The organism is Stieleria neptunia (assembly GCF_007754155.1).
Taxonomy (GTDB): Bacteria; Planctomycetota; Planctomycetia; order Pirellulales; family Pirellulaceae; genus Stieleria; species Stieleria neptunia.
Genome location: NZ_CP037423.1, coordinates 4,761,429 through 4,787,340, shown reverse-complemented (window position 1 = coordinate 4,787,340; position 25,912 = coordinate 4,761,429). Strand labels below are relative to the sequence as shown.

Here is a 25,912-nt window from a genome sequence, read left to right as displayed (position 1 = left end):
AATTCCCCCACTCAACCCGCCGATCTCATGCGTCTGCCCCCCTTCACGCCTCGCCCGCTGCTGGCCAGTGCTTGCTGTGCCGCAATCCTTGCCGCCATCGCAACGCCCGCTCACGCCGATCTGACGGGCGAAGCACTCGCCGCAGCTAAAAAGGCGACATCGTTTCTGGTCGAACACGTCAGTACCGAAGGCGGTTACCTGTGGCGCTATTCGGCGGATTTGAAACATCGCGAAGGCGAAGGCGTTGTCAAAACGTCGACGGTCTGGGTTCAACCGCCGGGCACCCCCGCGGTCGGCCAAGCGTTCGTCAAACTTTATCAGGCCACCGGCGACCAACAGTTCCTGGACGCCGCCCGGGCGGCCGCGGAGTCACTTCGCCGCGGACAAATGCGATCCGGCGGCTGGCAGGCGATGGTGGAATTCGAACCGGAACGCCGCCGCCGTTGGGCCTATCGAATCGACCACGCCGGTTCCAAGGCCAAAGACCAATCCAGTTTGGACGATGACAAGACTCAATCGGCGCTTCGCTTTCTGATCCAATTGGATCAATCGCTCGGATTCAAAGACGAATCGATCCACGAGATGACCCTCTATGGACTCGACGGGTTACTTCGCCGCGGACAGTTCACCGGCGGTGGCTTTCCCCAAGTTTGGACGGCCCGACGGGATCTGGACACGCCGAGGTTGAATGCCAACTACCCCGACTCCTGGCCGAAAACCTATCCCGGACACAACGAATACTGGTATCGATACACGCTCAACGACCACCTGGCCCGCGGCGTGATGAAGGTCTTGTTGTTGGCCGACCAAGTCTACGACGATCCGCGATACCGGACATCGGCGATCCGACTCGCCGACTCACTGCTGGCCGCCCAGATGCCCGCCCCCCAACCCGCCTGGGCACAACAATACAACGCTCAGATGCAGCCGATTTGGGCACGTAAATTTGAACCGCCCGCGATCACCACCAGCGAATCGTTCAGCGTGATCGAAACGTTGATGATGGCGTACCGCGAATTCGGCGATCGCAAGTACATCGAACCGATCCCCCGAGCACTCGACTATCTGGAAAGTTGCCACCTGCCCGACGGCCGCGTCGCGCGCTTTTACGAGTTGAAAACGAATCGGCCGTTGTACTTCACGCTCGACTATCAACTGACTTACGACGACAGCAACATGCCCACGCACTACGGGTTCCAACTACAAAGCAAGGTCCCACAGTTGCGCAAACAATACGAACGGATCGCCCGACTGACGCCGAAACAGCTCGCCGAATCTGCGCAGAAGCGTCGCCAGCCCAAGGCATCGGTGGTGCAAGCGATCATCGATCGTCAAGACGAACGCGGCGCGTGGCTGAGCGACGAGCCGATGCGTTACAACCGAGTCGCCGGACCGACGATCAAAATGGACGTCGCGGTCGAACACTTGACGACGTTGGCGGATTATCTGGCCGCCGCGGACCGCTGACCTCCTTTCCGCCCGACAATCCCCAAAATTGGGACAGGGGATAACAATTGTGGAACGGCAGCTCTTGGCATCCCATTTAGTTTCTCTCCCCCTGGGAGAGACGGCGTTTGCGCAGCAAGCAAACGCCAGAGAGGGCACACGCTGCAAAAGTCTTGGCGTCTTGCCCGACGATCGAATCCGTCCCTTATACAATGGACGGCCCCTAAAGCACTCGCGAGGGAAGCGGTCATGAAACATTCACAATGAAACACGGCAAGATCGCCTCGGCCGGACGGTATAGATCCGTAAGAATGGCTGACCAGACCCTTTCCGAACGGCAAATCAGCCCGCTGACTTCCTCAATGAGAAACCCATTCATGGCAAAACACGTTTTTTTGATCGCCTGCTTGTGTGTCACCGGACCGATGTTGACCGCTCCCCACCGCGTCGCCGGCGAGGACTGGCCGGGCTGGCTCGGTTCCTCCCGCGACGGCGTTTATCGCGAGCCAGGCGTCATCGATCAAATCCCCGCTGCGGGGTTGCCGATCAAATGGAGAACCCCGATCGCCGGAGGGTACGCCGGCCCCGCCGTCGCCGACGGCAAGGTGTTTGTGTTTGATTACCAACGCAGCGGCGGCGAAGTGGTGAACGATCCCGGCCAACGCGCCACGCTGACCGGCAAAGAGCGGCTGTCGGTGTTGGACGCGAAAACCGGCAAAACCATTTGGGAATACGCGTATGACCGTCCCTACGAAATCAGCTACCCCGCCGGCCCCCGTGCGACCCCGACGGTTGACCAGGACAAGGTCTACTTGCTGGGCGCCGAAGGCGATCTGACCTGTCTGGCGGTCGCCGACGGCTCGCTGATTTGGACGCGCAATTTGCCTGACGACTTCGGAGCGGAAGTGCCCATCTGGGGCTTCGCGTCGCATCCGTTGGTCGACGGCGATTTGCTGTACACGATGGTCGGCGGCAAGGGGCAAGGCGTGGTCGCGTTTGACAAATCAACCGGAGAGGTGCGTTGGAAATCGTTGGACGCCAAAGCCGGTTATTGTGCGACCCGCATCATCGAAGCCGGCGGGACACGTCAGTTGATCGTGTATCACCCCGAAGCCGTGGAGGGCTTGGATCCGGCCAGCGGAAAATCACTGTGGGACATGCCGATCACGCCCGCCTATGAGATGTCGATTGCCCAACCGATGATCGAAGGTGACTTGATGTACGCCAGCGGGATTCACGCCGAAGCGGTGCTGTTTCGACTGGGCACCGAATCGCCCACCGCCGAAGAACTCTGGCGCGGTGGCCCCAAGAACGCCGTCCATTGCAGCAACGCGCCGCCGATGATTGTCGATGGCGTGATCTATGGAACCGATTGCGTCAAAGGTAATCTGATCGCCGTCGATGCAACCAACGGCGATCGACTTTGGGAAACGTTCCAGCCCACCGTGCCCGGCGAAAAACGATTTGCCCGACACGGCACCGCGTTTCTGACACGCTTGGGACAATCCGATCGCTACTTGTTGATGAGCGAAACCGGTGATTTGATCGTCGCCGAGTTGACCGCGTCAGGCTACACCGAGCATGGCCGGATGCACGTGTTGGAACCGACCAATGAATCGTTTGGTCGCGCGGTGCTCTGGAGCCATCCGGCCTACGCCGACCAAACCGCGTTCATCCGCAACGACAAAGAAATCGTCGCCGTCGATCTGAGCCGCTAGCGCTTCGTCAACGTTTCATCGTGAGGGTGCTTACGCCACAAAAAAACCCCGCTCGGTATTCGAGCGGGGTTTTTGTCGCGACAGGTCGATCGCTTTCGCGTGCTACCACATGTATTCCGCACCGACGGTGAAACCTTGCAGTGTCAGACGGTCGAAGCTGAGGTTGCCCGACGTCAGCCCCGTCGTCGTTTGATTGACCTGAAAGTCCATGCTGCTGAAGGCAATGTCGTCGACCGCCAGGACGTAGTAGGAACCGCGGAGGGTCAGCGAGTGCGAGAGTCGATAAACTCCCTTCAGTTCCAGGTCCGTCAGGATCGTGCCGCGTTGATCGCCGTCGAATACGTTTTGGGTTGCCAGGGAGTTGGCCGAGACCTGAATCGCTCGGTTGACATCGTTTTGCACCCAAGCCCCTTTCGCCCCTAGACCGAGCGAAATTCCCGGAGCCACGTTCCACCAGAAATCGAATCCGGTTTGCGGCCCGAACAATCGGTTTTCGGTGTCGGAGTCGGCATTGAAGAATCGATTCTGAACCACCGTCGTGGCGCCGACGGTCGTACGGGTTTGTCCTTGCGTCGAGTAGTTGAGCCCGTCGTCGTACCGCATGAACCGCAGACCGACGAGCCAAGAGCTTTGGAATCGGCAGTACGGGAACATCGTTCGTCGGCGATAGTTGAATTCGGCCGAGTGGAATCGGCTGCGGGCTTCGATCGATTGGGTGGTCGAACGGTCGGTGTCGTCAAAACCACCGGCGCCAGGGATGGTGCCGAAATCGCTGAGGAAGGAGTACAGATTGCCTTCCAGGTTGGCGGCGATCACATCAGCCTGGGCCGATGCACCCTCCTTCCATTCATTCCCACCCATGTAAGTCAATTCGACGTTGCCGCCCACGCCCCAGATGAAGGCGACCGACGCTCGAACACCGGCTTCAAGTTCATCCAAGCCGTCGTCGTTGAGACTCAAAACGGGCGTCCCGGTCGGACCACTGCCACGCTGGGTGATGACCGAGGAACTGGTGCCCTTGATTTGCCGATCCAAGAACAACGCTTCCAGGCTGACATCGTACCAACGTTGGTTGCAGATGCCCGCCTCTTCGTAGGGACGTAACAAGCTGACGGCCGATGCCAGGCACGATCCCGCATAACCGAAGGGCAACTCTTTACACGCCGTGCATCCGGCGCCGCGACAGAACAGGCAGCCCGTGCCGCCGCTGCGGAGTTTGCCCAGGATGCCGCCGTTGCCGAGCATGCCGTTGCACGAGCAACCGCCGCCGCCGCCACAGGTTCCACAGACCATCCGGTCCATGCAAGCCTGCATCGGCAGCGTGTCGCAGCCGCCGGTGTCGCAGCCATAGCTGTTGTAGCCGACCGGCATCACCGGTGAACCACTCCTACCCATCATGCCAGGAGCGCCGATCGGCGGCATTCCGGCGGGAGTGACAAAGCCGCTGGCGGCCAAGTCATAATTGGCAAGCGATACGCCCGATGAGGGATAGCCCTGTGCCGAAGCCTCGCCGGAGAGTAGACCGGCGGCGAATATCGCCGCGGCCACTGCTAGGCCGGTCCCCACCAGTGCCGAACCGGCACGGTAAAAACCGAGGAGAGGTTTGGCAGCGGGCAGACGGGAGTTTCCCGCTTCGCTGGTTGTGTTTGTCAAACGGTTGACCATGTTTCGAATCATTCGGTGCATCGCAAACGTCTCCGCGGTCGCAGCCGCCTCGCTGTTGGGGCTCGTTCGCCCGAGCCATGCGTACACACCTGTGCCACGCTGGGATCCCGAGCCGCAATTTGGAGAGAGGAAATGACCGGGGCGTTGATGCAATGCATCCACGCCCGCCGCATCGATGTGCGGCGATCACCCAGTTCCCCCCTGGTAATTCAATGTTGAAACGAATCCCGCTCCGCAGTCCGTGCTCCCGAAACCGGTTAAACTGCCAGTCTCAATCGGTGCATCGGATGCGTCCTGAGAATCGCTTCAAGCGGAGTTATCGGCAGAGACCACCCCGGTGGTTTGGTTAATTCCGGTAGAACCACTCAGGAAATCTGTATCAGTCAATACGGATACGCCAAAAGTTCCATTTTTTTTGACATCCGTCGGGGGAGCATCACGGTGTTGGGTTTGCTTGATCGCCATCTGCTACCGACAATAGCGAGACGTCGGAATCGGGGTCGGTTTGCCCTCACCGATCCCGCGTCCCCTCCCAAAACCCGGTACAAGCATCGGTAATGTCCCCTTCCTCGCCCGACGCATCGAATCGCAGTGGATCGGTCAACGTTCCCGCGGCAATGTCGTCGCCAGGAAAACGACACCGACGGCCCGGCGACGCTCTGCCCCCGCAAACCGCTGCCGACGCCGGCGATGAATCGGTCGCGTCGCTGGTCAGACGCTTGGGCACGCCGCCGCCGGATCTTGCGGCACAACTCGCCCGGCGCTTCCACGACGCCTGTCGCCAGCGCTTGGCCGACGGCGAACCGATCGCCGCGATCGACCTGGAAGACTGGACGATCAACCGCCATGGCGATCTTGTGTATACCGGAAACCCACCCGCGGCCGATCAAGCCACCCGCGATCTCGAGGCGCTCACCGCACAGTTCCAACAACAGCTTTCCGTCCCACGCCCCGCGATCGCGCGTCGCCGCAGCTCTAACCGCTCCCGAATTCGCGTCGATCGAGTCCCCTTCGAATCCGACAATCACGTTGATCAACAGGCCGCCGTCGCCAAGCAATCCCTCGCGCTGTCCAGCATCGAACAAGCCCGACGCGAAAAACTGATCGAACGATTCACCGCGTCACTGGCAGACCGCTTCGGTGAAGCATCCCTCGCCCCGCCCGAGGTGAACGAGGAGAGAATTCGCCACAGCAAACCCCAGCCGATCGCGCGCGATCGACGATTCAATTGGAACCTGGTCCTGGGCGTCGGATCCGCCGCAATCGCAATCGCACTGATCGGCACCGCCATCCGAATCAATCAGATCCGCTCGCAGCGTGCCGAAAACCGGGCCAGACAAACCCCGACGGTGAAGCAACCGGTGACGTCCTCCGACGGCCAACGCCCCGGCCCTGCAGAACCCGCCCATGTGTTCGAGGCGACAACGCCCCCAACCGCCCAAGTTGCTGAACCCGAAACGTCTCGAACACCTCACGTCGTCCCTTCCCCATCAATCGATCGTCAAGACGGGCAAGCCAACGAAGCGGCGAAGTTGCTGTTCACCGCCGACTCGATCATCGAACGTCAACGGCATCGCGGCGGATTCGATGTCATGGACGACCTGGATGACCTGGTCGCCAGCAGCGTTGCAGGCGATCCCATGGACAAGCCGGATTCAGCGGTCGCGATCGCCATCGATCCCCTGAAAACGCCGGAAATCGAACGTCCAAGCCGATCGAGCTCCTTCACGTTCTCCAAAGACGAGACGGCCGGCGAGACACTCGAATCAGTGCTCAGTGCGGAAACCTCCGAGCAAGACGTCGCCGAAGTCTCCCAACAGACCCGGCCCTCGAATGATCGATTCGTCCAGTTACCACGCAGCGGCGACAGTGAATCGGAAACCGTCATCGCCCCGTCGACACCCCCGATCGAACGCATCGAGTTTCCCAGCCCGGTCTCCATCGCACTTTCCGGCGCCCAAACCGACGACACCCGGGATCTGATCAATCAAACGAACGGAAATCCGATCGCACAACTGATCCGGACCGGCCCCGACACGCTGTTCCGCTGGTCAGACGATGCCGCGCGGGACGGACTGTCACAGAAACTGTTGCACGGGCGGATGGCGCTCTCCGGCGGTGATTCCGTCTATCTGCGACCTTCGATCGAGACCGATCCCTACCCGATCTCGCTGGCCCCCAGCCAGTGGCGCCCCAGTTGGCCGCTCGGCGCGCCGCTCTTGCCCAGCGTTTCGCGTTTGGAAATCGACCTGTCCGTCCCCGACTCGATCGACTTGGCCTGGCACACGCCCTTTGATCCGGCACGCCCCCACCATGGCTCGGCGATCGCGATCTTGACGCCGACCGACGGAGAGACGGTCGCAATTGCCGTCAGACTGGATATCGATTGCTCGCGCAGACTCTCCTGCCGATTGATCCTCGGCCGCCGATTAGATCCTGCGCTAGACTGGATGAAGCTCAGCCAGGCGAGTTTTGCTGCTGAACAAGCGTCGCTGACCGAACATCACCGAAAACTACAGATGCAACGCGGGTTGTTCGAGCAACGATACAGTTCCGCGAATCAGATGGAGCGCAGGATGATGCGGAAAAGTCGGGACAGCCTCGATGCCGCGATCGAGCGTTCGGAGGTGATTCTGGAGCGGTTGAAACTGCTTGAGGAACTGGCGAGTGCGACCCAGCAGCACGTCAAATTGCATCTGCACGCGTTCGTTCAATGGCCCGATGCGGCCCAGACGCTGCTCCGCACGACCAACCCCGACGCGGTTCCGTAGTGCTTGGTTCCAATTGGAAGCAAGGAAAACAGACGCGAAACGCTGTACGACGTCCTTTCCAGGTCGTCGGGGCAAGCCCTCCGGACGACGGCCCGGAAGGGCCGTCGTACCAGTGAAACGCTGTACGACGTCCATTCCAGGTCGTCGGGCGAGCCCGACGGACGACGGCCCGGAAGGGCCGTCGTACCAGTGAAACGCGGTACGACGTCCTTTCCAGGTCGTCGGGGCGAGCCCGACGGACGACAGCCCGGAAGGGCCATCGTACCAGTGAAACGCGGTACGACGTCCTTTCCAGGGCGTCGGGCGAGCCCTCCGGACGACGGCCCGGAAGGGCCGTCGTACCAGTGAAACGCTGTACGACGTCCATTCCAGGGCGTCGGGGCAAGCCCTCCGGACGACGGCCCGGAAGGGCCGTCGTACCTGCGAAAAGCGGTCGCCTGAAGCTGGGCGGTCCCTTCTGGCGGCTCGTGGGCAGTTTTCCCTCGCGTGCCACGCCCACGATTTCGACAAATTCTGCAGCCCCGGTTAATCTTTGCGGGTTATTCATCCGATACCGGTTGTGACGGGATTCGAATTCATTCGACGGCCCCGGTACGTGACGATTCAAACAAGGCATGGAAGCCATGATCCGCAAATCGACATCTGGACGCATCACTCGAGCTACCGCTATCGCCCTTTTTGCGGGCACCTGCCTTGTCGGCGTAGGCGGTTGCCAGGTAGGCATCAACGGGCAGACACTGCCGAGTCCTTATTACCTGCAGGACGACGTGCAGTATTACCCGAGCGGGCCGGAGTTCAAACTCTCCCGTGAAGCTGCCGCTCTCAAGGCCGCCCGCGCTCAAGAGAAACAAAACCGCAACTGAGCCCGCCTCGGCGGTCTCGGCTGACCATCGATTGAGATCAGCCGGATCGCGCCAGTCGTCCCGCGCTGCTCGATTCTCAGATCCCCGGCGCGACACCCGAGGGTGCCGCCGATGGCACGGGCAGAAGCAACAAGGGATGCAGCAACCGTTGGTGTTTAGCCTTTAGGCGATTCCCGTTCGCTGCGACGCAGCGACAGTGAGCGGCTACAGCCTGCACACCACACGTCTGCCGGTGCCACTTGCACCTGCCCCCTTTTCCGCTCGGCAAACACAGCCCGATCGACCGGTCGTCGTCGATGGTCTCGTCCAATGGCGGGCTCAGGCGAGCTTTCCGATGGCCTCGGCGACCAACGCGGGATCATCTTTTTCGCGCAGATGTTCGATCTGCTCGGCCGGCAATCCGGCCTTCTCCAAATGGCTGACGAGACGTTTCCAGACGGTTTCTCGCTTCTTGCCCTGGCTCAGATACAGCTCGGTGACCGCTTCCTGGGCCTTTTGGATCCCAATCGAATCCCGGTTTTGGTAGTAATTCTTAATAATTCGTTCTTGATAGGGCGAACGGTGGTCGCTCATATTCTGTTTCCGAACGGGAAAGGTGTGGTCGAATGTCATGGGCCGGTCAAGACGGTTATCGGCCGGGCGGCAGGGGCCCTATAGTAGGCGTTTCCGAGTAAGCTTTATACGGCTAAATCGGCGTCAGGAAACCCGTCAATTCTGACCACCGTCGAAATCGGGCGATGAGCAAAAGACGCCCTCGGGCGGCTCACGCCGGTCGCACGGAGAATGGTCCATTGCCCTAAGGAATCAGAAAGTATGTTGGCTTGCCGAGGCGTCCGCGGTGCGACAACGGTCCAAGCGGATGATCGTGACGAAATTTTGCTCGCAACGCGACAGTTGCTGGCGCTGATGATTCGCCAAAACGGGATCGACACGGCGGATTTGGCCAGTGCCTACTTCACCGTGACCAAAGACCTGTCGGCGGAGTTCCCGGCGTTGGCCGCGCGGCAGCTCGGTTGGCTCGAAGTCCCGCTGTTGTGCGGCTACGAAATCACCGTCGAAAAATCGCTGCCACGCTGCATTCGCGTGTTGCTGCACTGGAACACCGAAAAATCACAGTCCGAAATCCAGCACTTCTACCTACATGACGCGGTAAAATTGCGACCCGATTTGTCGGAGCTTCCGCCCGTGGATTTTGACGAACTGGAACAATGGATCCAGTCCCAACTGTCGTCCACCCCCTAGATCGCCGCACGAGTTCCAGAACCTTGGCCAAGAAATCAAACGTCCGATTTCATCCCGCGGTCGACTTGAGCGTGATTCACGCCTCGTTCGTGGTGGCAACCGGTGGCGTCTGCAGCGACCAGCGGACCGAATCGGCACTGCTCGGCCCGACCAGCGAAATCAACACACGGCTCGTTTCGGCGCTGGCCGACGTCCGAGCGTTTTGGTCGGCGCTGTTCGCTTCGGTTGCCGCCGGGCAGACGGCTCGGCAGTCCTGTCCGCCGGCGCTTGCCGCGGCCGGCTGCAGCGAACTCCAGATCGACCAGACCGCCGCGGCACTGGGAACCCAACTTGACCAATGCCGAATCGCCTACCAACAACGCTTCCCAAAGCTGGAACAACAACTCGGGCTGCGTGCCGGTCCCCTCAAAGATCGCTGGCAAACCTATGGTCCGGGCCTGTTGATCGAAACGGCGCGACAGATCTGGGGTTCCACGCCGCCGGAAAAATGGTGGCCCGAAAACGTCGATTGCCTGTTGGTTCAACCGATCCGCGGCGGTGATGGAGGGTTTGACTCGGGCCAATGCCGCGTCTGGATCGAAGCGATGTTGACCGACGCCGATCCCGCCGTGGGCGAACTCTTTCGGTTGGCGTTCTGGGTCACCCAAGTCGCCGTCGGACGTCACCTGGCGGCAACGCTGGGACAGGTCGAATCCCCCAGCCACCCAGAGGACTTTGGCTCGGGAACGCACCGCCGAACGTCCTTGCCCTGGGACCTCGGCTGCGTGCCGGTCGTGTTGACCGCCGGGGCGAACCTGGAATTGTTCCGCGCCGATCCGCTGCCGATCCAGACCGCCGTCGCGTTATGGCGACTCGGCGACGAATCGGTCGGCAAAATCGTCGCCAACTGGTGGGACCAATGGAAAGACGCCGGGGCGGCGATGCCGGTCGCCCTGAAGGCCCTCGACCGCATGCTCGCCCCGCTTCGCAAACGGTCCGAAACCGCACGGTCAACGGGAAATGACGACTTCGCCGATCACGAAATCGATTAGCCATCTCAGCAGCAAACTTGTGTTGAAATCGCCTGCCCCAAACGCGGGGACGGCCGTGCAATTTTCAGTCGTTAAAAACACAGGGGTTCTTCGTGGATTTGAGTGGCTAATCGCTCAGGACCCATGCGGGTATCGATCGACGCGACGTGCTCAGTGCGTGCTGCTGTCGTCGCCGATCTTGACCTTGATCGATCCCAGCATCCTCGTCATCTGCTCCTCCTTCTTTCCGACGAACAGAATGTTGTCCAGCACGATGGCGCGTTTCTCCGTCGTCGGGTGCAGAATCAAACGCCCCGCGCCGAGCAACATGAACTCAAACACGTCGTTGATCTCCTTGTCGACACGCAAATTCGGAGCCGGATAGCGTTTTAAATCGCTCAGCAAACCGTGGTGATGCAGCAGTTCGTTGTTGGACAGTTCCCAATAATTGAATTTGGTGCTGACAAAAACCGCGACATACATCAACGACATCCCGATCGTCGTGCAGAGATAGAACGTCGTGTTGGCGACCGGACGGATCCCCTTGATCCAATGGCCGACCGCGGGCAGCAAATCGGGGCGGGTGAGAAATAACATCCACAGCCCCATCGCGACCGTGGTCACGATGAACACCAGCGTCAACGACGTCGCCCGCGGAAAATCAAACACAATGATGAACAAGTTCGCCATCATGACGCACAGAAACAACCCCGTCATCACCACCGGCACGGTCTCGGCCGGATCGGCAATCGAATGGCCGCCGATCCACAACACCAACGTCGCAATGATCGAGACGATCAACGTCGGATACATGAAAATGAACTTGGGATACGGTACCAACAAGATCCGCTTTTTCTGCGAGCCGCCCGAACCATGCGAATGCACATGCGCATGCCCGTGCTGCTCGTTCCCCTGGGCTTCGTCCCCGTCATGCTGCTCAGCTTCTGTCATCATGTCGCCTTTTTGAGATTCTTATCTTCCGATGTCGATCCGACCACTGGCCCGGGCACCAATCGATGCCCCGTTCGGGCGCGCGACACGCTGACAATCCATGCTCTCGGTCACGCCATTGCCACGGTCGGGCCATTCCCCCGGTCGGGCTGGGGACGCTGAAATCTATCAGGTCCGAACCGAACACTTAATACCCGCTTCGCGCCAGCCCCACAGAAGCTGATAATTCGCGCCGAAATCGTTTCGACACGGCCCCGCACAAAGTCCTCGGCGGTTGCCGCAAACATCCGAAAGGCTTGAGTGGAGTTTATTTTTGATGAGTGATCTGATGCAACGCACCCTGGTTCTTCTCAAACCCGACGCGGTCCAGCGGCGATTGATGGGACAATTGATCGCGCGATTCGAAGCCAAAGGCTTGAACATCGTTGCAATGAAGATGCTGAAGGTGACGCCGGAAATGGCGAAACAGCACTACGCCGAACACGTCGACAAGCCGTTTTACCCGAGCCTGGAAGCGTTCATCACCTCGGCCCCGATCGTCGCCATGGCAATCGACGGGCTGGACGTCATCAAAGTCGTTCGCGATATGCTGGGTGCCACCAGCGGACTCAATGCCGCCGCCGGAACCATCCGCGGCGATTTCAGCAGCAGCCGCCAGATGAACCTGGTCCACGCCAGTGACGGTGCCGAAGCCGCCAAACGAGAGCTGGGCATCTACTTTGAAGACAGCGAGATCTGCCGCTACGAACCCGTGCTGACGCCCTTCATGCGCGCCGGCGACGAGTAACGAACGCCCCAGGCGTTGATTGCCGCAGCAACTCTCACGCCCGGCGTCACGATCCGCTTTTGGGGGCTGAAGCTGTTAGCGGAACGGTGCGAGCGGGCTGTCGATTTAGTGAGCCGCGACGCGTAAGCGGCCGGGCATTTCGACGCCCGCCCGAGGCCTTACGGCCAGCGGCTCACCACTGACTCAGCAGATCCACCCCGACCGCTGCTTACAACACGTTCCGCACCACGCCGACGGCGACGCCGACGACCTTGGCGTCGTCGACATACAACGGCGACATCTCGGCGTTGGCGGGCTGCAGCCGAATCCGGCCCTCTTCCGGGAACCAAAACTTGAGCGTCGAGTCTCCACTGGGGAGCTCCGCCACCACCATCTGACCCGGTTCGGCCGACTCCTGCTTTTGAATGACGACGAAGTCGCCGTCCTGGATGTGCGCCTCGATCATCGAATCACCCGACACCTGCAGGATGAAACGGTCGTTCTGGCAAAACATCCCGCTGAAATCCATCGTGTCGCTCTGCTCGAACGCCAACGCCGTCGTTCCGGCGGCGACCATCCCGGCCATCGGCAGACTGTGATTCTGGCGGTCAATCTTCTCCGTCAACTCGATCGCACGCGACTTGTTGGGGCTGCGATGAATCAGGCCCTTTCGCTCCAGCGCGCGCAAGTGACACATCACCCCATTGGGGCTCTTGATGCCAAATGCCTCGCCGATCTCACGAACCGTTGGTCCATAGCCCCGGTTGAGAATTAACTCTCGAATCAACTCGTATACCCGCCGTTGGCGGTCGGTGAGTTGCTTGGTCCCCATTAGCCTTCTCAGTAAACGGTGTGATGTCGTCGCAGTGACAACATGAACAGTGTAGGTGGCCCCTTCGCCAAAGTCCATGAAACCCCAACACGAGCCACATGGAGTATAGCAAGACCCCCGAACATTACATCGTGCGGAATTGAACTGGTGCCGAAATGATTAGGAGCACATCTGTCCAATACCGTAGTGCTAATCGGCAGGCCGTTCGTTTTCCCGACGCTTCGTCGCGGCCGCAGACAGATTTTCGTCGACCGGGCAGGATCGATGCGTCACCGTTGGTGCGGCCGGTTTTCGACTCCGCTCTCCATCCAGACGACACAAACCACTGCACAGTAAGACTTTGCATACACACCACGGAGCGCAAGCGGGATGCGGTCCCGTCGCGGGCGACACTTTTTCCACCCCTCGGAAAACTCTCACAAAGCGGGCAGGTTTGACAACGGTGATGGCCGGAGTCGGGCATGCGACCGGGAATTATTGCCCCAGTCGAATGATCGTCCGGGTCGAAAAAAAAAGCATCCACAACTTGCTAGCAATCGGTTTGACTTGCGTGCTAGCAAACATAGAATCTCGCCCACTTGATGAACGCGACGTGAAGAAATCGCGCCCCACTACCCACGTGTCCGCAAAACGCTGCGGCCACACCACCGGGGGGCTCGATTTTCAACCTCGACGATTCAAGACCCTCGTCGATCCGGGAGGCTGAGATGCCACCCAGCGGAGCTAGGTTGGCTGCTTTTCTTGCCAACGCTTTGGCTGCTTTTCCGGCTCGATGGATTCCCTAAGAACTCACCAACCAGATCGACACAGCACAACGATGCGTGGCCGCATGTCCGTGTCGTCCGGTTGGCTCCCGACTGATCCCGCGAACATCCATGATGGAGGACTGCGCTCCCGGTATGTCCACACCGCACGGCTGCACCGATGACTCGGACGTCATCGCGACATTCAAGGAGGCGTTGAAGCAACGTGTGGGGCACGAGCGTTTCCAGATTTGGTTCTCGGGCGTTCGCTTTGTTCTGGAAACCGCGGATCGGGTTGCCAGTCCCGCTGAACCGTCGCGAGCGATCGTCGCCGTGGCTGCCGGACAGTTCGCCGCCGACCGATTGAGCAACCACTATCTGGCTGCGATGCGTGGTGCCGCCGCATCGGCCTGTGGAGCGTCGACCACTGTCCGGGTCCACTTCGAGGACCGCCCCAACCGTCAAGCCGAATTGCCGTTTGCCGAAGCGGGCGCGAGCGATGCCGCCGACGGCAGCGGTCAGGACGACGCCCCGGTCCCGGCACCATCGAAGCGACCCAACCGCCGCGCCGCAACGAAAGCGGGCGGAGCCTCCGTGGTGCGGTCCCCCCGTGGCGCCCAGTCGCTGCGATCGATTCTGCGAGACGGCACCGATTCACGAAAATCGCCGCAGCCCAAACGAGCCGCGCCGGCGCCTAGATCGGCCGTCTCCCCTGGCGGCGATCTCGCCAGCAGGATGCCATCGCCGGCCGCAACCCAACCGCCGACCGCCGACAAGGCCCACCACGGGTCGAACACGCGAAACGATTGCAGTTGGGAGAACTTCGTCGGTGGACAGTGCAACGAGTTGGCGCGGACCGCCTGCAAAATGGCCATTGAAAGCCCCGGCCTGGCTTCGCCATTGGTCCTGTGGGGGCCGCCGGGGTCCGGAAAAACGCACTTGCTGAGCGCCGTCGCTGGAAAACTCCGCGGTCTGCATCGGATGCGGCGGGTCGTTTATCTGTCGGCTGAGGAATTCACCAACGACTTCATCAAGGCGCTCAACGGCAACTGCTTGCCCGCCTTTCGGTCTCGCTTTCGTGATGCCGACGCGCTGTTGATCGACGACATCCAATTCTTCGTCGAAAAGAAAGCGACCATTCGCGAACTCCACCACACCATCGAGATGCTGGCCGAAGTCGGCAAACCCCTGGTGTTTGCCGGCACCAAGTCGCCCAACGAGATCAACGGGTTGGGCGGCGAACTTTCCGGACGATTGGCTTCGGGGCTGGTTTGCCAAGTCGAATCCCTGGACGCCCAGACGCGAACCGAGCTGCTCGCACGTTATGCCCAAGAGCGTTGTTTGATCCCCTGGCCCGACGCGACGCTTCAGGAGATCGCGTCGGTCGCCGGCGGTGACGGTCGTCTGCTCAGCGGCATCGTCAATCTGGTCGCCCTGCTGCAACGGATGCACGGCCAGATGCCAACGATGGACCAGATTCGCCAACACGGCGCCCACCTGCTCCGCTCCTCCGGTGTCCCGATCACGCTCAGCGCCATCGAACGCGCGGTGGAAAAAGTCTTCCAATTGGATTCCAAGTCACTCCAGTCCGGCTCACAAACCAAGTCCATCACCGAACCGCGGATGCTGGCGATGTACCTGGCCCGCGAAATGACCAGCAGTGCCTACTCCGAAATCGGCGGGCACTTCGGGGGACGCAGCCACAGCACTGCAATCCTGGCCAATCAGCGAGTCCGCCAATGGCTCGACGCCGGACGCAGCCTCGGCAGGGGGCAGGCCGCCGTCTCGACCGACGAAGCGATCCGCCGCATCGAATCCATGCTGAAAACGGGGTAGGGTGGAAGGTTCCAGGTTTCAGGTTCCAGGTTCCAGGTTCCAGGTTCCAGGTTCCATGAAACCACCCGATATTTTCTTGTCACCGATTTTCTTGTCTGATTCTCGTTTTCCACCATCCATTTTTCTGCCAACTGCCAACTGCCAACTGCCAACTGCCAACTCACTTGAAACTTGAAACTCAAAACTTTACGCCCGCAACTTGAAACTTTTGGCGAAGCACCAGACACTGACCTAGTCTCTCATTCGGCAGACCTTTCCGCCGCTTCTCCAAAACCTTCCAAGGATCGGAATCTTCATGGCTGACCAGAACGAACGTCCCTGGGACAAGAAGAAGAAAAAGAAACCGCTCTCGGCCGCCGAAATCCTGCAGCGTCAGCCGCCCTACGATCTCGAAGCCGAAATGGGTGTGCTGGGCAGTATTCTGCTGTTGCCCGAGGTCTGTGATGACACCGCGTCGTTGAAAGCGGACGATTTCTACGACGATGCCAACCGGATCTTGTACACGCATTTGCGTGAGATGTACGACGACGGCGAAAAAATCGATGTGATGCTGCTCGTTTCCCGGCTGAAAAAGTCAGACGAGTTTGAGAAGATCGGCGGAGCGGCGTACCTGGCCAAGCTCTCCAACTCCGTCCCCAACGCCGCACACGCGGTCTACTATGCCGGCATCGTTTCCGAAAAAGCCGTCTACCGGAACCTGATCAACGCCAGCACCGAGATCCTACGCGACGCCTACGACCAGTCCAGTGAAGCGCGGGAGCTGTGTGCCCAGGCCGAACAGAAAGTCTTCTCGATCATGGACGGACGGTCGTCCAACTCCCTGCACTCGATGAACGACGTGCTGCACGCCGCGATGGACCGCATGGAAGCACGCTTGCGCGGTGAAGTCACCGACGGGACCGTCGAAACCGGCTTGGCCGACTATGACACCATGACCGGCGGGCTGCACAACGGCGAACTGATCATTCTCGCCGCCCGACCCTCGATGGGAAAAACGGCGCTGGCGATGAACATCGCCGAACACGGCGCGATCGAAATGCGACAACCCGTGCTATTCGTCAGCCTGGAAATGTCAGGCATCGAATTGGCCGACCGAATGCTCTGCTCCCTGGCCCGTGTCAACGGACACCGCCTGCGAAACGGAACGATCAGTGCCGAAGATCAAACCCGCTTGATCAACAAGGCCAACGAAATCAGCACCGCGCCGTTCTTCGTCGATGACTCCCCCAGCCGAACGGTCAGCGAAATCGCCGCCGCCGCACGACGGATCAAACGGCGGCACGGCGGTCTCGGTTTGATCGTGATCGACTACCTGCAACTGATCGAACCGGATAACTCGCGAGATCCTCGCCAAGAACAGGTCGCAAAAATCGCCCGACGACTGAAAGGGATGGCACGTGAATTGGGCGTCCCGATGCTGTGCCTGTCGCAATTGAATCGCCAAGCCGAAGACAGCAAAGACCATCGCCCCAAACTGAGCCACTTGCGCGAATCCGGGGCCATCGAGCAAGATGCCGACGTCGTGATGTTCGTCCACCGCGAGGAGTACTACCACCGCGGCGAAGATCGCGCCCAATTCGCCGGCCAAGCCGAAATCATCATCGCCAAACAGCGGAACGGCCCGGTCGGCGACGTGCAATTGACCTGGGAATCCGACTTCACCCGGTTCAGCAACCGCGCCCCCGAACACCACGACGAATTCAGCGATTACGCCGAATTCACCGCGCCCGGCGGATTCTGATTGGACTGCGGCATCACCGGATCACCCATTGCTGATTGAAGCCCGCGCTGATGGGGTGCAACGCGTGCCCCGTCACTGGCGTGGATTCGTGTCTCCGGCAAGGCCGAGACTTTTTGCTGCGAGAAATGGTCAAAAAATGAGGTGGTCAAAAAATCTCAGCAACGGTGCTCCGCAAGCCGTGTGCCATCCACGGAGCCCCAATCTTTTGACCAATCAATCTTTCCGCTGACGCTTCGCACGGGAACCACAACGCTTGCCCCCGCGGAAACGTGTCAATCGTCGATCGGATCGGCCCGCAGGGTGAAGAACCCGAAGTGAATCCCGTCGGGCTCGTCGTATCCGAAAAAGCCGGTCGGTGCGAAGTACTTTTCGAACTCCGAAAACGGCGGCAACTCGTTTTGATCAAGCAGTTCGGAGAATTTTCGTGCGACAACGTTGGTCTCTCCCGCCCGGCGAATCATGTTGCGTGAATTCTCGTCTTTGGCCAAGTCATAGATCACTCGGATCCCTTGGGCCCCGTCGATGAACGACAACAGAAACGGTGATTCACCGTCCAGCTTGCCGCCCAATTCACTCGCCACCAAGTCATACTCCGGCAGTTCAACCAGACGCGGCAAGTTGCCGGCATCCGCCAGTGCGGCTTTTTCCATGAACTGGGTGCTGTCGGCATAGATCAACCATTTGCCCAAGATCATGAAACTCGGTTCGGGACGGCGCATGTTCTGGGGGAAATTTTCGCCGGGACCACGAAGACGATAAACGACATGCCCGCTGATCGAATCGACCTTCATTTGATTCGGCATACGGTCGCGGATCTGCGCCAGGTTGGATTTCGTTTTGGTCGCGTCTTTCATCTCGATCGCCAGCACGTTGACTCCGCTGTTGAAACGAATCGGTTTTTCCATCCAAGTCACTCTCACCAGCCGGCCGGTCATGTTCTGCAGCAGATCTTCGCGAAGTTTCACGCCCAGGCGTTTCTCGATCGGCGCCTCGGCGATTTCCTTCAAGGCGTCGGTCCGTTGTTGCAATTTGTCGATCACCTTACCGACGTTCTCGTACGCCTTTTCGAAATCCCAATTGATCGAGGTGTAACCGGCCACGGAATCCGGGACCCATTTGGGCGGAGTCGTGTCGCCGGTTTCGGGCCGCAACACGCCCAGCACGCCGTCGCGCGGCGGATCGATTTTGATGTGGTAGTGCGCGATCCCCTCAAACACGTCGCCGCCGGAAAAGGAACTGCCGCCGATCCCGCCGATCCGATTGGCCCCCAAGTCTTGGATCACCGGCCAAATGAATCCGGCCGTCAACGATCCGCTGCGTTTGATGATTCGATCGACGATCGCGTGCGGATCGACGAAGAACGTCAGTTGGGGACGCGTCTCTTCGGCACCAATGCATCGTGAAATGATCGTTCCGAATTTCGCGTTGTCCGCCAACGTCGGCTCGTCGTTCTTGTCCAACCAGTGATTCAGCACATCTTGTGCGGTCGAATGCCCGACCCCGATCACCAAGGTCCCGTCTTTCTCAAAGAACTCGATCGGCTGCTGACCGAAACGCCCGGGCAACAGCCGGGTGACTTCGGTCGATTCGATTTCACGTATCCGTCGGACGTACCGGCCTTGCAAGACCTGCTCTTCGAATCGCTCGATGATCGACATCAGTTGGTCGATATTCTTGTCCGCATCGATGATCAACGTTCCGCCGAACGAATATTGTTCTCGTCGCCGTTGACGCTCCCGCCGTTGCTCGACCGCGTCTTGGTCTTCGTTTTCTCGGGCCTGAATCTCCGGTTTTTCGTCCTCCTCCAGCGGCTTGACCGGGTGGATCGCGAACGCAACTTGACCGTGCGGAATCGCCAGCAACTCATCCAGATTGACGCCGACCCGATCGCTGATTTGATCGAACAGATCACGCGCGGTCGCGTAAAACTGATCCGCAAACGGCCTCATCTTGGGATCGTTGATCATCCTGCCGATCGACGTCTTGTCCATCTGCTTCCGCAGGTCGTCGGCACTGTCCAGCCGGATGTAGACGAGTGTATCACTTGGTAACAAACGCGGTGCGCCGGGGGCGTCGTCCGCGCCCGACTTGCTGTCCTCGGCCGCTGAAACCGGTCCGGCAGCCAACATCAAACAAACACATGCCGATGCGAACACCGGCAAGCTGGCCCGAAAAACAGAAACGGGAGAAGAGAGCGACATCGATTTCGTCATGGGTAGAAGGGAGAAAAACGCCCGTGAAGTCGTTCGGTGCGGGGAATAACGGTTCCGGGGCAAACTGTGGCGGCACTGTCCGGACGGCTCGATCGGCACCGAGCCCGACCGCGTCGACGCGCACCTGCGGGCGGGACGTGACGGCTGATTCGATTGTCCGGGCTCGATCTTGGCGGGCCACCCACGAAGTGTACTCGGCAGAAACCGAAACGTTTCGAGGCGCCGAGGGTTAGACTAACGTAACAGATCAAGAAATCTGGTTGCCCATCTTTTGTCCAAGGTTCCGTCATGGTCTCACCGAATCGAATCACTCGGTTTTGTCGTTCGTTTTCGATTGTCTTGTTGGCCGCTGTGTTCGCCGCCAACTCGCCATCCGCTCAGGCACAGGAGACCCCAGAGGCCACCGGCGGGACCCAGTTCCAAGGCGCCGAGCCGGACTTGAGTGTTTTCGAAGGAGTCGAGCAGGGCGATTCGATCGGCACGGCCGCCACCCAGGGGTTTGGAATCGCAGCCGAAGGCGGTGCGGGAACCGCCGGACGGACGACCGGTGGAGCCGGCGGCGGTGGGTTTGGCGGCGGTGGCCTGGGTGGATTGTTCGGCGCCCTGGGCGGTGCCTTCGGCGGCCATGGGACCTCGAGCCAAAAACCGATCATCCGTGTTCGATTACGCTCCGCCATCGAGGTACCACCGCGGGCCGCCAGCGAAGTCCAACAATCCGCGCGGCGGGCGTTGAACAGCCTCCCGCCGAACCGTCGCATTCGCGGCGTCAACGTCACCATGAACGGCCCCACCGCAATCCTCAGCGGGACCGTCGCCAGCGAGAAAGATCGCCGCATGAGCGAACTGCTGATGCGACTCGAACCCGGCGTCAAGCAAGTCGACAATCAAGTCGTCGTGGATGCGGCCGGGAATTGAAGTCCCCCTTCCGCAGAGCGTTGGTGGTAAAATATCTCAACACACCCTCCTCGGTGGATATCGGAAGAATAAGTGGCGGGGATTGATTGTGGGATAGGCTACCAGCCTGTCGTTTTCGCCATCCTACCGAACAGAACCATCGGACATCGCAGTCATCCCTCAAAAAACCTTCCCCGAGTCTTCGAGAGCACCCACTAAAATCCGCGAAGCCCCCCCTGGGAGAGACGGCGTTTGCGCAGCAAGCAAACCCCAGAGAGGGCCGGCGCTGCAAAAGTCTTGGCGCCTTCCGCTACGATCACATCCGTCACTTAGACAATTGACGTCCCTGGCTGCACAGCAGTTTTAACTGGCCGGGAACCAGCCTTTCGTCTTGACGCAGAACTTGACCAGCCCCAGCATCAAAGGCACTTCGATCAACACACCCACAACGGTCGCAAGCGCTGCCCCGGAGGACAACCCGTACAACATCGTGGCCGTCGCGATCGCGACTTCAAAGTGATTCGACGCGCCGATCATCGCGGTCGGCGCAGCGGACTCGTACGTGAATCCCATCGCTTTACTGATGCCATAGCCCAGTGCAAAGATCACCAGCGTCTGGATCGTCAGCGGAATGGCAATCCAAAGAATCGTCAGCGGGTTCTCAACAATCGTTTGTCCCTTGAAGGAAAACAACAGCACCAGCGTCGCCAGCAATGCCGTGATCGTGATCGGCGTCAAAAAGTGCAAAAACTTGTCGCGAAACCAGGCTTCTCCCCGGGTCGCGATCAGCCATTTGCGTGAGAGGTAGCCGGCCCCCAACGGTAGCGCGACATAAACGCCGATCGACAACAACAACGCTTGCCAGGGAACCGGAAGCTGTCCGACGCCGAGCAAAAATCCGCCCAACACGCCGTACAGCACAAGCATTGTCAGTGAATTGATCGCGACCATCACCAGCGTGTGTCCGTCGTTGCCCTTCGCCAGGAATCCCCAAACCAAAACCATCGCCGTACACGGTGCGATGCCCAGCAGAATGCAGCCCGCCAAGTAGCTGCGCCACAGCGGAACCTCTAACATCGTCACGCCGTCGACCAACACCGCTTCACCGGCACCATACGTTGCGCCGACCTCAAGCTCGCTCCCCAAGGGGGCTTTCACGTAATCGACCGCGTCGGGACCGATGAAGCCGAGGAACAAGGTGCCGAGAAAGAAACTGGCGATCGCGTACATCGTGAACGGCTTGATCGCCCAGTTGAGAAACAGCGTCAAACCCACCGGGCGAATCGCTTTGCCCGCTTTCACAACTTCGCCGAAGTCAATCTTGACCATGATCGGGTACATCATGAAGAACAGGCAGACCGCGATGGGAATCGAAATCACCGGGGCACCATTGACATCAATCGCCATCCCATCGAGTGACTTGGCGATCCCGGGAGCGATCTTGCCGAGTCCGATTCCGGCCACGATGCACAGCCCCACCCAGACGGTCAGGTAGCGTTCAAAGAAGCTGATGCCCTGTTTTTCCGTGGGGCAGGTTTCAGGATCGTTCATTTCCAAGTCTTCCATCAAGGGACCTACTATCGTGTATCTGCGATTAACGATAGAGCCGTGTTGGGACCTTGTCAATGACGGAATGTCCTTCGAAACCAATGGGTCAACGGCGCCAGCCCGATGCCACCACGTTTGGCCCTGCCGCTAAATCGAGGAGGGAACATGAATCACCCTGGCTCCCCTCTCCCCCGATTCCTGGCGAGCCTAAGCGAGTCAGGAATTGGGGGAGAGGGGCTGGGGGTGAGGGGCTCAGCATTGAGACGCTTCACATCGATTGACGTGCTAATTCGCCGATCATTTTGCGGCGCGATTGTTGGGGGTTCACCGCTTGGGTATCCAGTATCGCCTTCGGGTCTTCTCTGCTCGTCTGCGTCACTGTGGATTGGAATCCCCCTCACCCAAACCCTTCCCGCGTTCCCAGACGCTCCGCACCATGACCCAGCCCGCCTGGATCACAATTGCAAACACGACCGACGCTGCTCCGATCGGAACCTGCGCATCTCCGGGGGACCACTCTCCCAAAAAGATCGTCAAGAAACATCCGATCGACATCGCGACCGTCGCTGCACTGAGGATCCAAAATCCGCGCAGATCAGATCGAATCGACAGGACCGCAAGCACGAGCGCAAACAGCGACAACAGTGGACCGCTGACCACGATGGACTCGATGTCGTAAATCGCAAATGCCGACGCGAGCAGCGATCCGATCATCAACAACGCGGCAAACCCGACGGCAAATCGCATCCGTCGCTGCCCAAAATCGACGGTGATTGGTACCGGTCGCGCCGGTGCACTCTGCGGCGCCGCGTAGGGGTTGATTTCCGATCCCATCCAATTCGCTACTCATGACGAAGGGCTTCGATCGGGCTCATGTAGGCCGCGCGTCGCGCCGGATAGACTCCAAAAATCAATCCGACGCCGAGCGAGATAAACAGCGACAACAGCACCGACCACAACGCAATCCGAGGTTCCAGAGTATAAACGATCTCGGGCAAGATGTCCGGCGAAACGGTTGCCACGATCGATCGTAGGCTGCGAAAGATCGGCCCGCACAGTAACCCGCACAGCACGCCCAACAACCCACCGCTTCCGGTCAACACCAGCGTCTCGGTCAAGAACTGTTGAATGATGTCGATGCGTCTGGCCCCCAAGGCACGGCGGATCCCGATCTCACGGGTCCGTTCGGTCACCGTCGCCAACATGATGTTCATGATCCCGATCCCTCCGACCAGCAGCGAGATCCCCGCGATGACCACCAACAAGACATTGAACATCGTCCGTGTCCGTTCGGCCTGCCGCAACAACTCCTTCGGGACGACAACCGCAAAGTCTTCTTGCTCGTGATAGGATTCCAACAAGTGTTTGACGATCGAGGCGGTGACGTCGACGTCCTGGATGTCGCGCACCGACAACGTGATCTGCGTCAATTCGACGATCTCACCCTTGAAATTAAACCCCTCACCGGTCCGCGTCATGATTTGATCTCCCACCCGATGCTGGAACGTTTTCAGGGGGATGTAGGCGTCGCTGCTGTACTCACGCGCATCGAGCGACCCACCGACCGCGGCGGACGCTTCGCGCGGTTTGGTTTGCCCGATCACCCGGTACACGTCGCTTTCCACGCGAACTTTCTGGCCGATCGGATCTTCTTGGGGAAACAACCGCCTGGCCGTTCCGTCGGCCAGGACGACCACGTTTTCTCGATCATCCCGCTCGTTGATCCAACGCCCACGGGCGATTTCCAACCGGTTTAATTCCAAGTGCTCCGGCGTGCATCCGATCAACTTGGCATCCATCCGCCGCCCTTTGACCATAAATTCACGACGCAGTTCGCGGATCGGCACTGAGGTTTCGATCGTCGGCACGTTGGACAAAATGCGGCGATAGTCGGCCCGGGTGACGCCATAGGTCTTGACGCGTTCGTCGGCATCTTCGCTCGATCGCGGCTCGATGGTGCGGACGATGATGTTCTTCGCACCCAATTGCAAAATCTGTTGCTGGGCGTCATAGCTGACACCCTCGCCCATTGCGACCAACCAGATCACGGTGGTGGTACCGATAAAAATCCCCAATGCCGCGAGCGCCGATCGCAGCTTCTGGACCATCAGACTTTTAAAGCCCAGCTTCAACGTTTGCGTGAACTTGCCCATCTCGTTTTGGCCTCGCTCACGTTCCAGGGACGGGCTCGGACGACGAAGCGTTGTCCGATTGGGAATCCTCCTTCACGACGCCGGCCAACTCCTCGGCGTCTTTCTCCCCGGCACTCGCCGGACGCAAGGCCTGTTGTTGGGCTTCATCCACGTAGGCCAACGGATCCAACACCACTTTCTCGCCCTCGGCCAGTCCTGCCGTGACGATGGTGAACTCGTCGTTGGTGTCGCCCAATTGGATCAGCCGCCGAGTCACCTTGCCGCGTTCTTCCACCCAGCAGAAAAACTGTCCGTCGCTTTCCAAGATACTCGCGACGGGAACGGTCAGTACGTCATCGTGCTCGGCCAGCACGACGTCGACGATCGCGCTCATGCCCGGCTTCAGCCCCTCGCGTTGTTGCAATTGGATGATCGTGTCGTATTTGACCAGGTTGCCCGTCCACCAACCGGCCGGCTTGGTCACTTCGGCGATCTCGCTGACTTCACCGACCAGCTGGACGTCCTGCAATTCGATTTGCGCCGGCATACCGACTTTCAATCGATCCACTTTGGATTCATGGATCCCGACCTTGACCTGCATTTGACTGACATCGGGGATCACCAACAACGTCTGCTGCTCACGCACAACGGCCCCTTCTTCGATATCCGGCGTGGATTTCCAATCCGCCATCGACGGAAAAATCACCATCCCACCGATCTCCGCGGTGATGGTGCAGTTCTTCAACTGTTCTTGTTCGCGTTCCAAGCGGGCTTGTTCGAGTCGCAGTGACGCATCAAAGGACGCCAGTCGCGCCTTGGCCGCCCGCAGGTTACTCTCCAACGTCTGCACCTCCTTCTGCTTCTTGTACTTCTCCAACGCCATCAACTGGGTCTGTTTCAATTCCAACGCTTTGCGAGCCGATTCGACGGCAAACTTTTCGCCCTGCAATTGAAGCGTCTTGATCAACCCCTTGGCCGCCATCCGAATGCTGGACTCGTAGCTCAGTTCGGCCTGCTTGAGCGCTTGCTCGGCATCAAAGATCTCTTTCTCGATCGTGCTCCGTTCTTCGATGAAGGTCCCTTCCAGGTATTCCGTAATACTCTTCTCCGCGACCGCCACGTCGCTTTCGGCAGTGATTTTGTTGGCCAACGCGTTCTCGTAAATGATCTCCTGGGCCAAAATGTTGTCTTCGATCTGTGACGTGTCCAACCGCACCAACTCATCACCGGGCTTGACGATCGTCCCAGTCTCGATCACCCACAGGACCGTGCTGCCCCCTTTGACCATGCACTTGATTTCTTCGTTGTTGCTGCTCTCGACGGTTCCGTTTTCCGTCACCGTGACCGCCAGTTTGCCGAGTGAGACGCGATGCGTCAGAATCGACGACTCGACGTCGCGATCCAGTGCACTGGTCGCAAACGTGGTGACGGCGCCGACTGCCCCTAGCAACACGAGAGCGATCAATGTTCGTCGCCCCCAGATCGAAACAGATGAAATCGGATGAGCCATTGGACTGTCGCGGGGAGTAGGTACGGATTCC

The 25,912-nt window shown here is 59.5% G+C and carries 19 protein-coding genes; 10 read left to right on the top strand and 9 right to left on the bottom strand.

The genetic code is table 11. The features are described 5' to 3' along the window. The first annotated feature begins 27 nt into the window (after positions 1-27). Entirely contained in the window at positions 28-1,467 is a 1,440-nt protein-coding gene (locus Enr13x_RS16610; RefSeq protein ID WP_145387893.1) for a pectate lyase, read from the top strand. Between the two features lie 356 nt (positions 1,468-1,823). Continuing rightward, positions 1,824-3,164 carry a PQQ-binding-like beta-propeller repeat protein gene (locus Enr13x_RS16605; RefSeq protein WP_197456079.1) on the top strand — a complete coding sequence of 447 codons (1,341 nt, stop codon included), beginning with the start codon at positions 1,824-1,826 and terminating at the stop codon, positions 3,162-3,164. 102 nt (positions 3,165-3,266) lie between these two features. Here Enr13x_RS16605 and Enr13x_RS16600 read toward each other — a convergent pair whose 3' ends face one another. Further along, on the bottom strand, positions 3,267-4,841 hold the full coding sequence (locus Enr13x_RS16600; RefSeq protein WP_145387889.1) for a BBP7 family outer membrane beta-barrel protein: 1,575 nt from the start codon (positions 4,839-4,841) through the stop codon (positions 3,267-3,269). Between the two features lie 545 nt (positions 4,842-5,386). Between Enr13x_RS16600 and Enr13x_RS16595 the strand changes: the two genes are divergently transcribed. Both Enr13x_RS16595 and Enr13x_RS16590 read left to right on the top strand, forming a co-directional pair. Next, entirely contained in the window at positions 5,387-7,600 is a 2,214-nt protein-coding gene (locus tag Enr13x_RS16595) for a hypothetical protein (RefSeq protein WP_145387887.1), read from the top strand. A gap of 614 nt (positions 7,601-8,214) precedes the next feature. Further along, positions 8,215-8,463, top strand: coding sequence for a hypothetical protein (locus Enr13x_RS16590; protein ID WP_231744336.1), 249 nt, complete (start codon positions 8,215-8,217; stop codon positions 8,461-8,463). Between the two features lie 318 nt (positions 8,464-8,781). Here Enr13x_RS16590 and Enr13x_RS16585 read toward each other — a convergent pair whose 3' ends face one another. Beyond that, positions 8,782-9,036 carry a hypothetical protein gene (locus tag Enr13x_RS16585; protein ID WP_145387885.1) on the bottom strand — a complete coding sequence of 85 codons (255 nt, stop codon included), beginning with the start codon at positions 9,034-9,036 and terminating at the stop codon, positions 8,782-8,784. 240 nt (positions 9,037-9,276) lie between these two features. Between Enr13x_RS16585 and aroH the strand changes: the two genes are divergently transcribed. Together aroH and Enr13x_RS16575 are read left to right on the top strand one after the other, a co-directional pair. Beyond that, positions 9,277-9,705, top strand: a complete 429-nt coding sequence (aroH, locus tag Enr13x_RS16580) for a chorismate mutase (RefSeq protein ID WP_145208548.1) — start codon at positions 9,277-9,279, stop codon at positions 9,703-9,705. Positions 9,706-9,728: 23 nt separating this feature from the next. Beyond that, positions 9,729-10,736 (top strand): hypothetical protein, encoded by a 1,008-nt coding sequence (locus Enr13x_RS16575; RefSeq protein ID WP_145387883.1) that lies wholly within the window; start codon positions 9,729-9,731, stop codon positions 10,734-10,736. Positions 10,737-10,886: 150 nt separating this feature from the next. On the opposite strand, the gene Enr13x_RS16570 is transcribed toward Enr13x_RS16575, so the two are convergent. Further along, complete coding sequence (locus tag Enr13x_RS16570; RefSeq protein WP_197456078.1) at positions 10,887-11,669, bottom strand: hypothetical protein; 783 nt, start codon at positions 11,667-11,669, stop codon at positions 10,887-10,889. A gap of 325 nt (positions 11,670-11,994) precedes the next feature. Between Enr13x_RS16570 and ndk the strand changes: the two genes are divergently transcribed. Beyond that, on the top strand, positions 11,995-12,453 hold the full coding sequence (gene ndk / locus Enr13x_RS16565) for a nucleoside-diphosphate kinase (RefSeq protein ID WP_145392405.1): 459 nt from the start codon (positions 11,995-11,997) through the stop codon (positions 12,451-12,453). A gap of 208 nt (positions 12,454-12,661) precedes the next feature. Here the strand turns inward: ndk and lexA are convergent, their stop codons facing one another. Beyond that, entirely contained in the window at positions 12,662-13,264 is a 603-nt protein-coding gene (gene lexA, locus Enr13x_RS16560; protein WP_095736484.1) for a transcriptional repressor LexA, read from the bottom strand. Positions 13,265-14,163: 899 nt separating this feature from the next. Here lexA and Enr13x_RS16555 point away from each other — a divergent pair. Both Enr13x_RS16555 and dnaB read left to right on the top strand, forming a co-directional pair. Continuing rightward, on the top strand, positions 14,164-15,843 hold the full coding sequence (locus tag Enr13x_RS16555) for a DnaA ATPase domain-containing protein (protein ID WP_197456077.1): 1,680 nt from the start codon (positions 14,164-14,166) through the stop codon (positions 15,841-15,843). 295 nt (positions 15,844-16,138) lie between these two features. After that, on the top strand, positions 16,139-17,584 hold the full coding sequence (dnaB, locus tag Enr13x_RS16550) for a replicative DNA helicase (protein WP_145387879.1): 1,446 nt from the start codon (positions 16,139-16,141) through the stop codon (positions 17,582-17,584). Positions 17,585-17,856: 272 nt separating this feature from the next. Here the strand turns inward: dnaB and Enr13x_RS16545 are convergent, their stop codons facing one another. Beyond that, positions 17,857-19,785, bottom strand: a complete 1,929-nt coding sequence (locus Enr13x_RS16545; RefSeq protein WP_145387877.1) for a DUF3352 domain-containing protein — start codon at positions 19,783-19,785, stop codon at positions 17,857-17,859. Between the two features lie 300 nt (positions 19,786-20,085). Between Enr13x_RS16545 and Enr13x_RS16540 the strand changes: the two genes are divergently transcribed. Then, positions 20,086-20,712, top strand: a complete 627-nt coding sequence (locus Enr13x_RS16540; protein ID WP_145387875.1) for a BON domain-containing protein — start codon at positions 20,086-20,088, stop codon at positions 20,710-20,712. A gap of 342 nt (positions 20,713-21,054) precedes the next feature. Here the strand turns inward: Enr13x_RS16540 and arsB are convergent, their stop codons facing one another. The 4 genes from arsB to Enr13x_RS16520 form a co-directional block, all read right to left on the bottom strand. Next, on the bottom strand, positions 21,055-22,242 hold the full coding sequence (gene arsB / locus Enr13x_RS16535) for an ACR3 family arsenite efflux transporter (RefSeq protein ID WP_145387873.1): 1,188 nt from the start codon (positions 22,240-22,242) through the stop codon (positions 21,055-21,057). Positions 22,243-22,614: 372 nt separating this feature from the next. After that, positions 22,615-23,073: a hypothetical protein gene (locus tag Enr13x_RS16530; RefSeq protein ID WP_145387871.1), complete on the bottom strand. Its 459-nt coding sequence runs from the start codon at positions 23,071-23,073 to the stop codon at positions 22,615-22,617. 8 nt (positions 23,074-23,081) lie between these two features. Continuing rightward, positions 23,082-24,392 carry an ABC transporter permease gene (locus Enr13x_RS16525; RefSeq protein ID WP_145387869.1) on the bottom strand — a complete coding sequence of 437 codons (1,311 nt, stop codon included), beginning with the start codon at positions 24,390-24,392 and terminating at the stop codon, positions 23,082-23,084. Between the two features lie 16 nt (positions 24,393-24,408). Beyond that, complete coding sequence (locus Enr13x_RS16520; RefSeq protein WP_197456076.1) at positions 24,409-25,881, bottom strand: efflux RND transporter periplasmic adaptor subunit; 1,473 nt, start codon at positions 25,879-25,881, stop codon at positions 24,409-24,411. Positions 25,882-25,912: the final 31 nt, after the last annotated feature.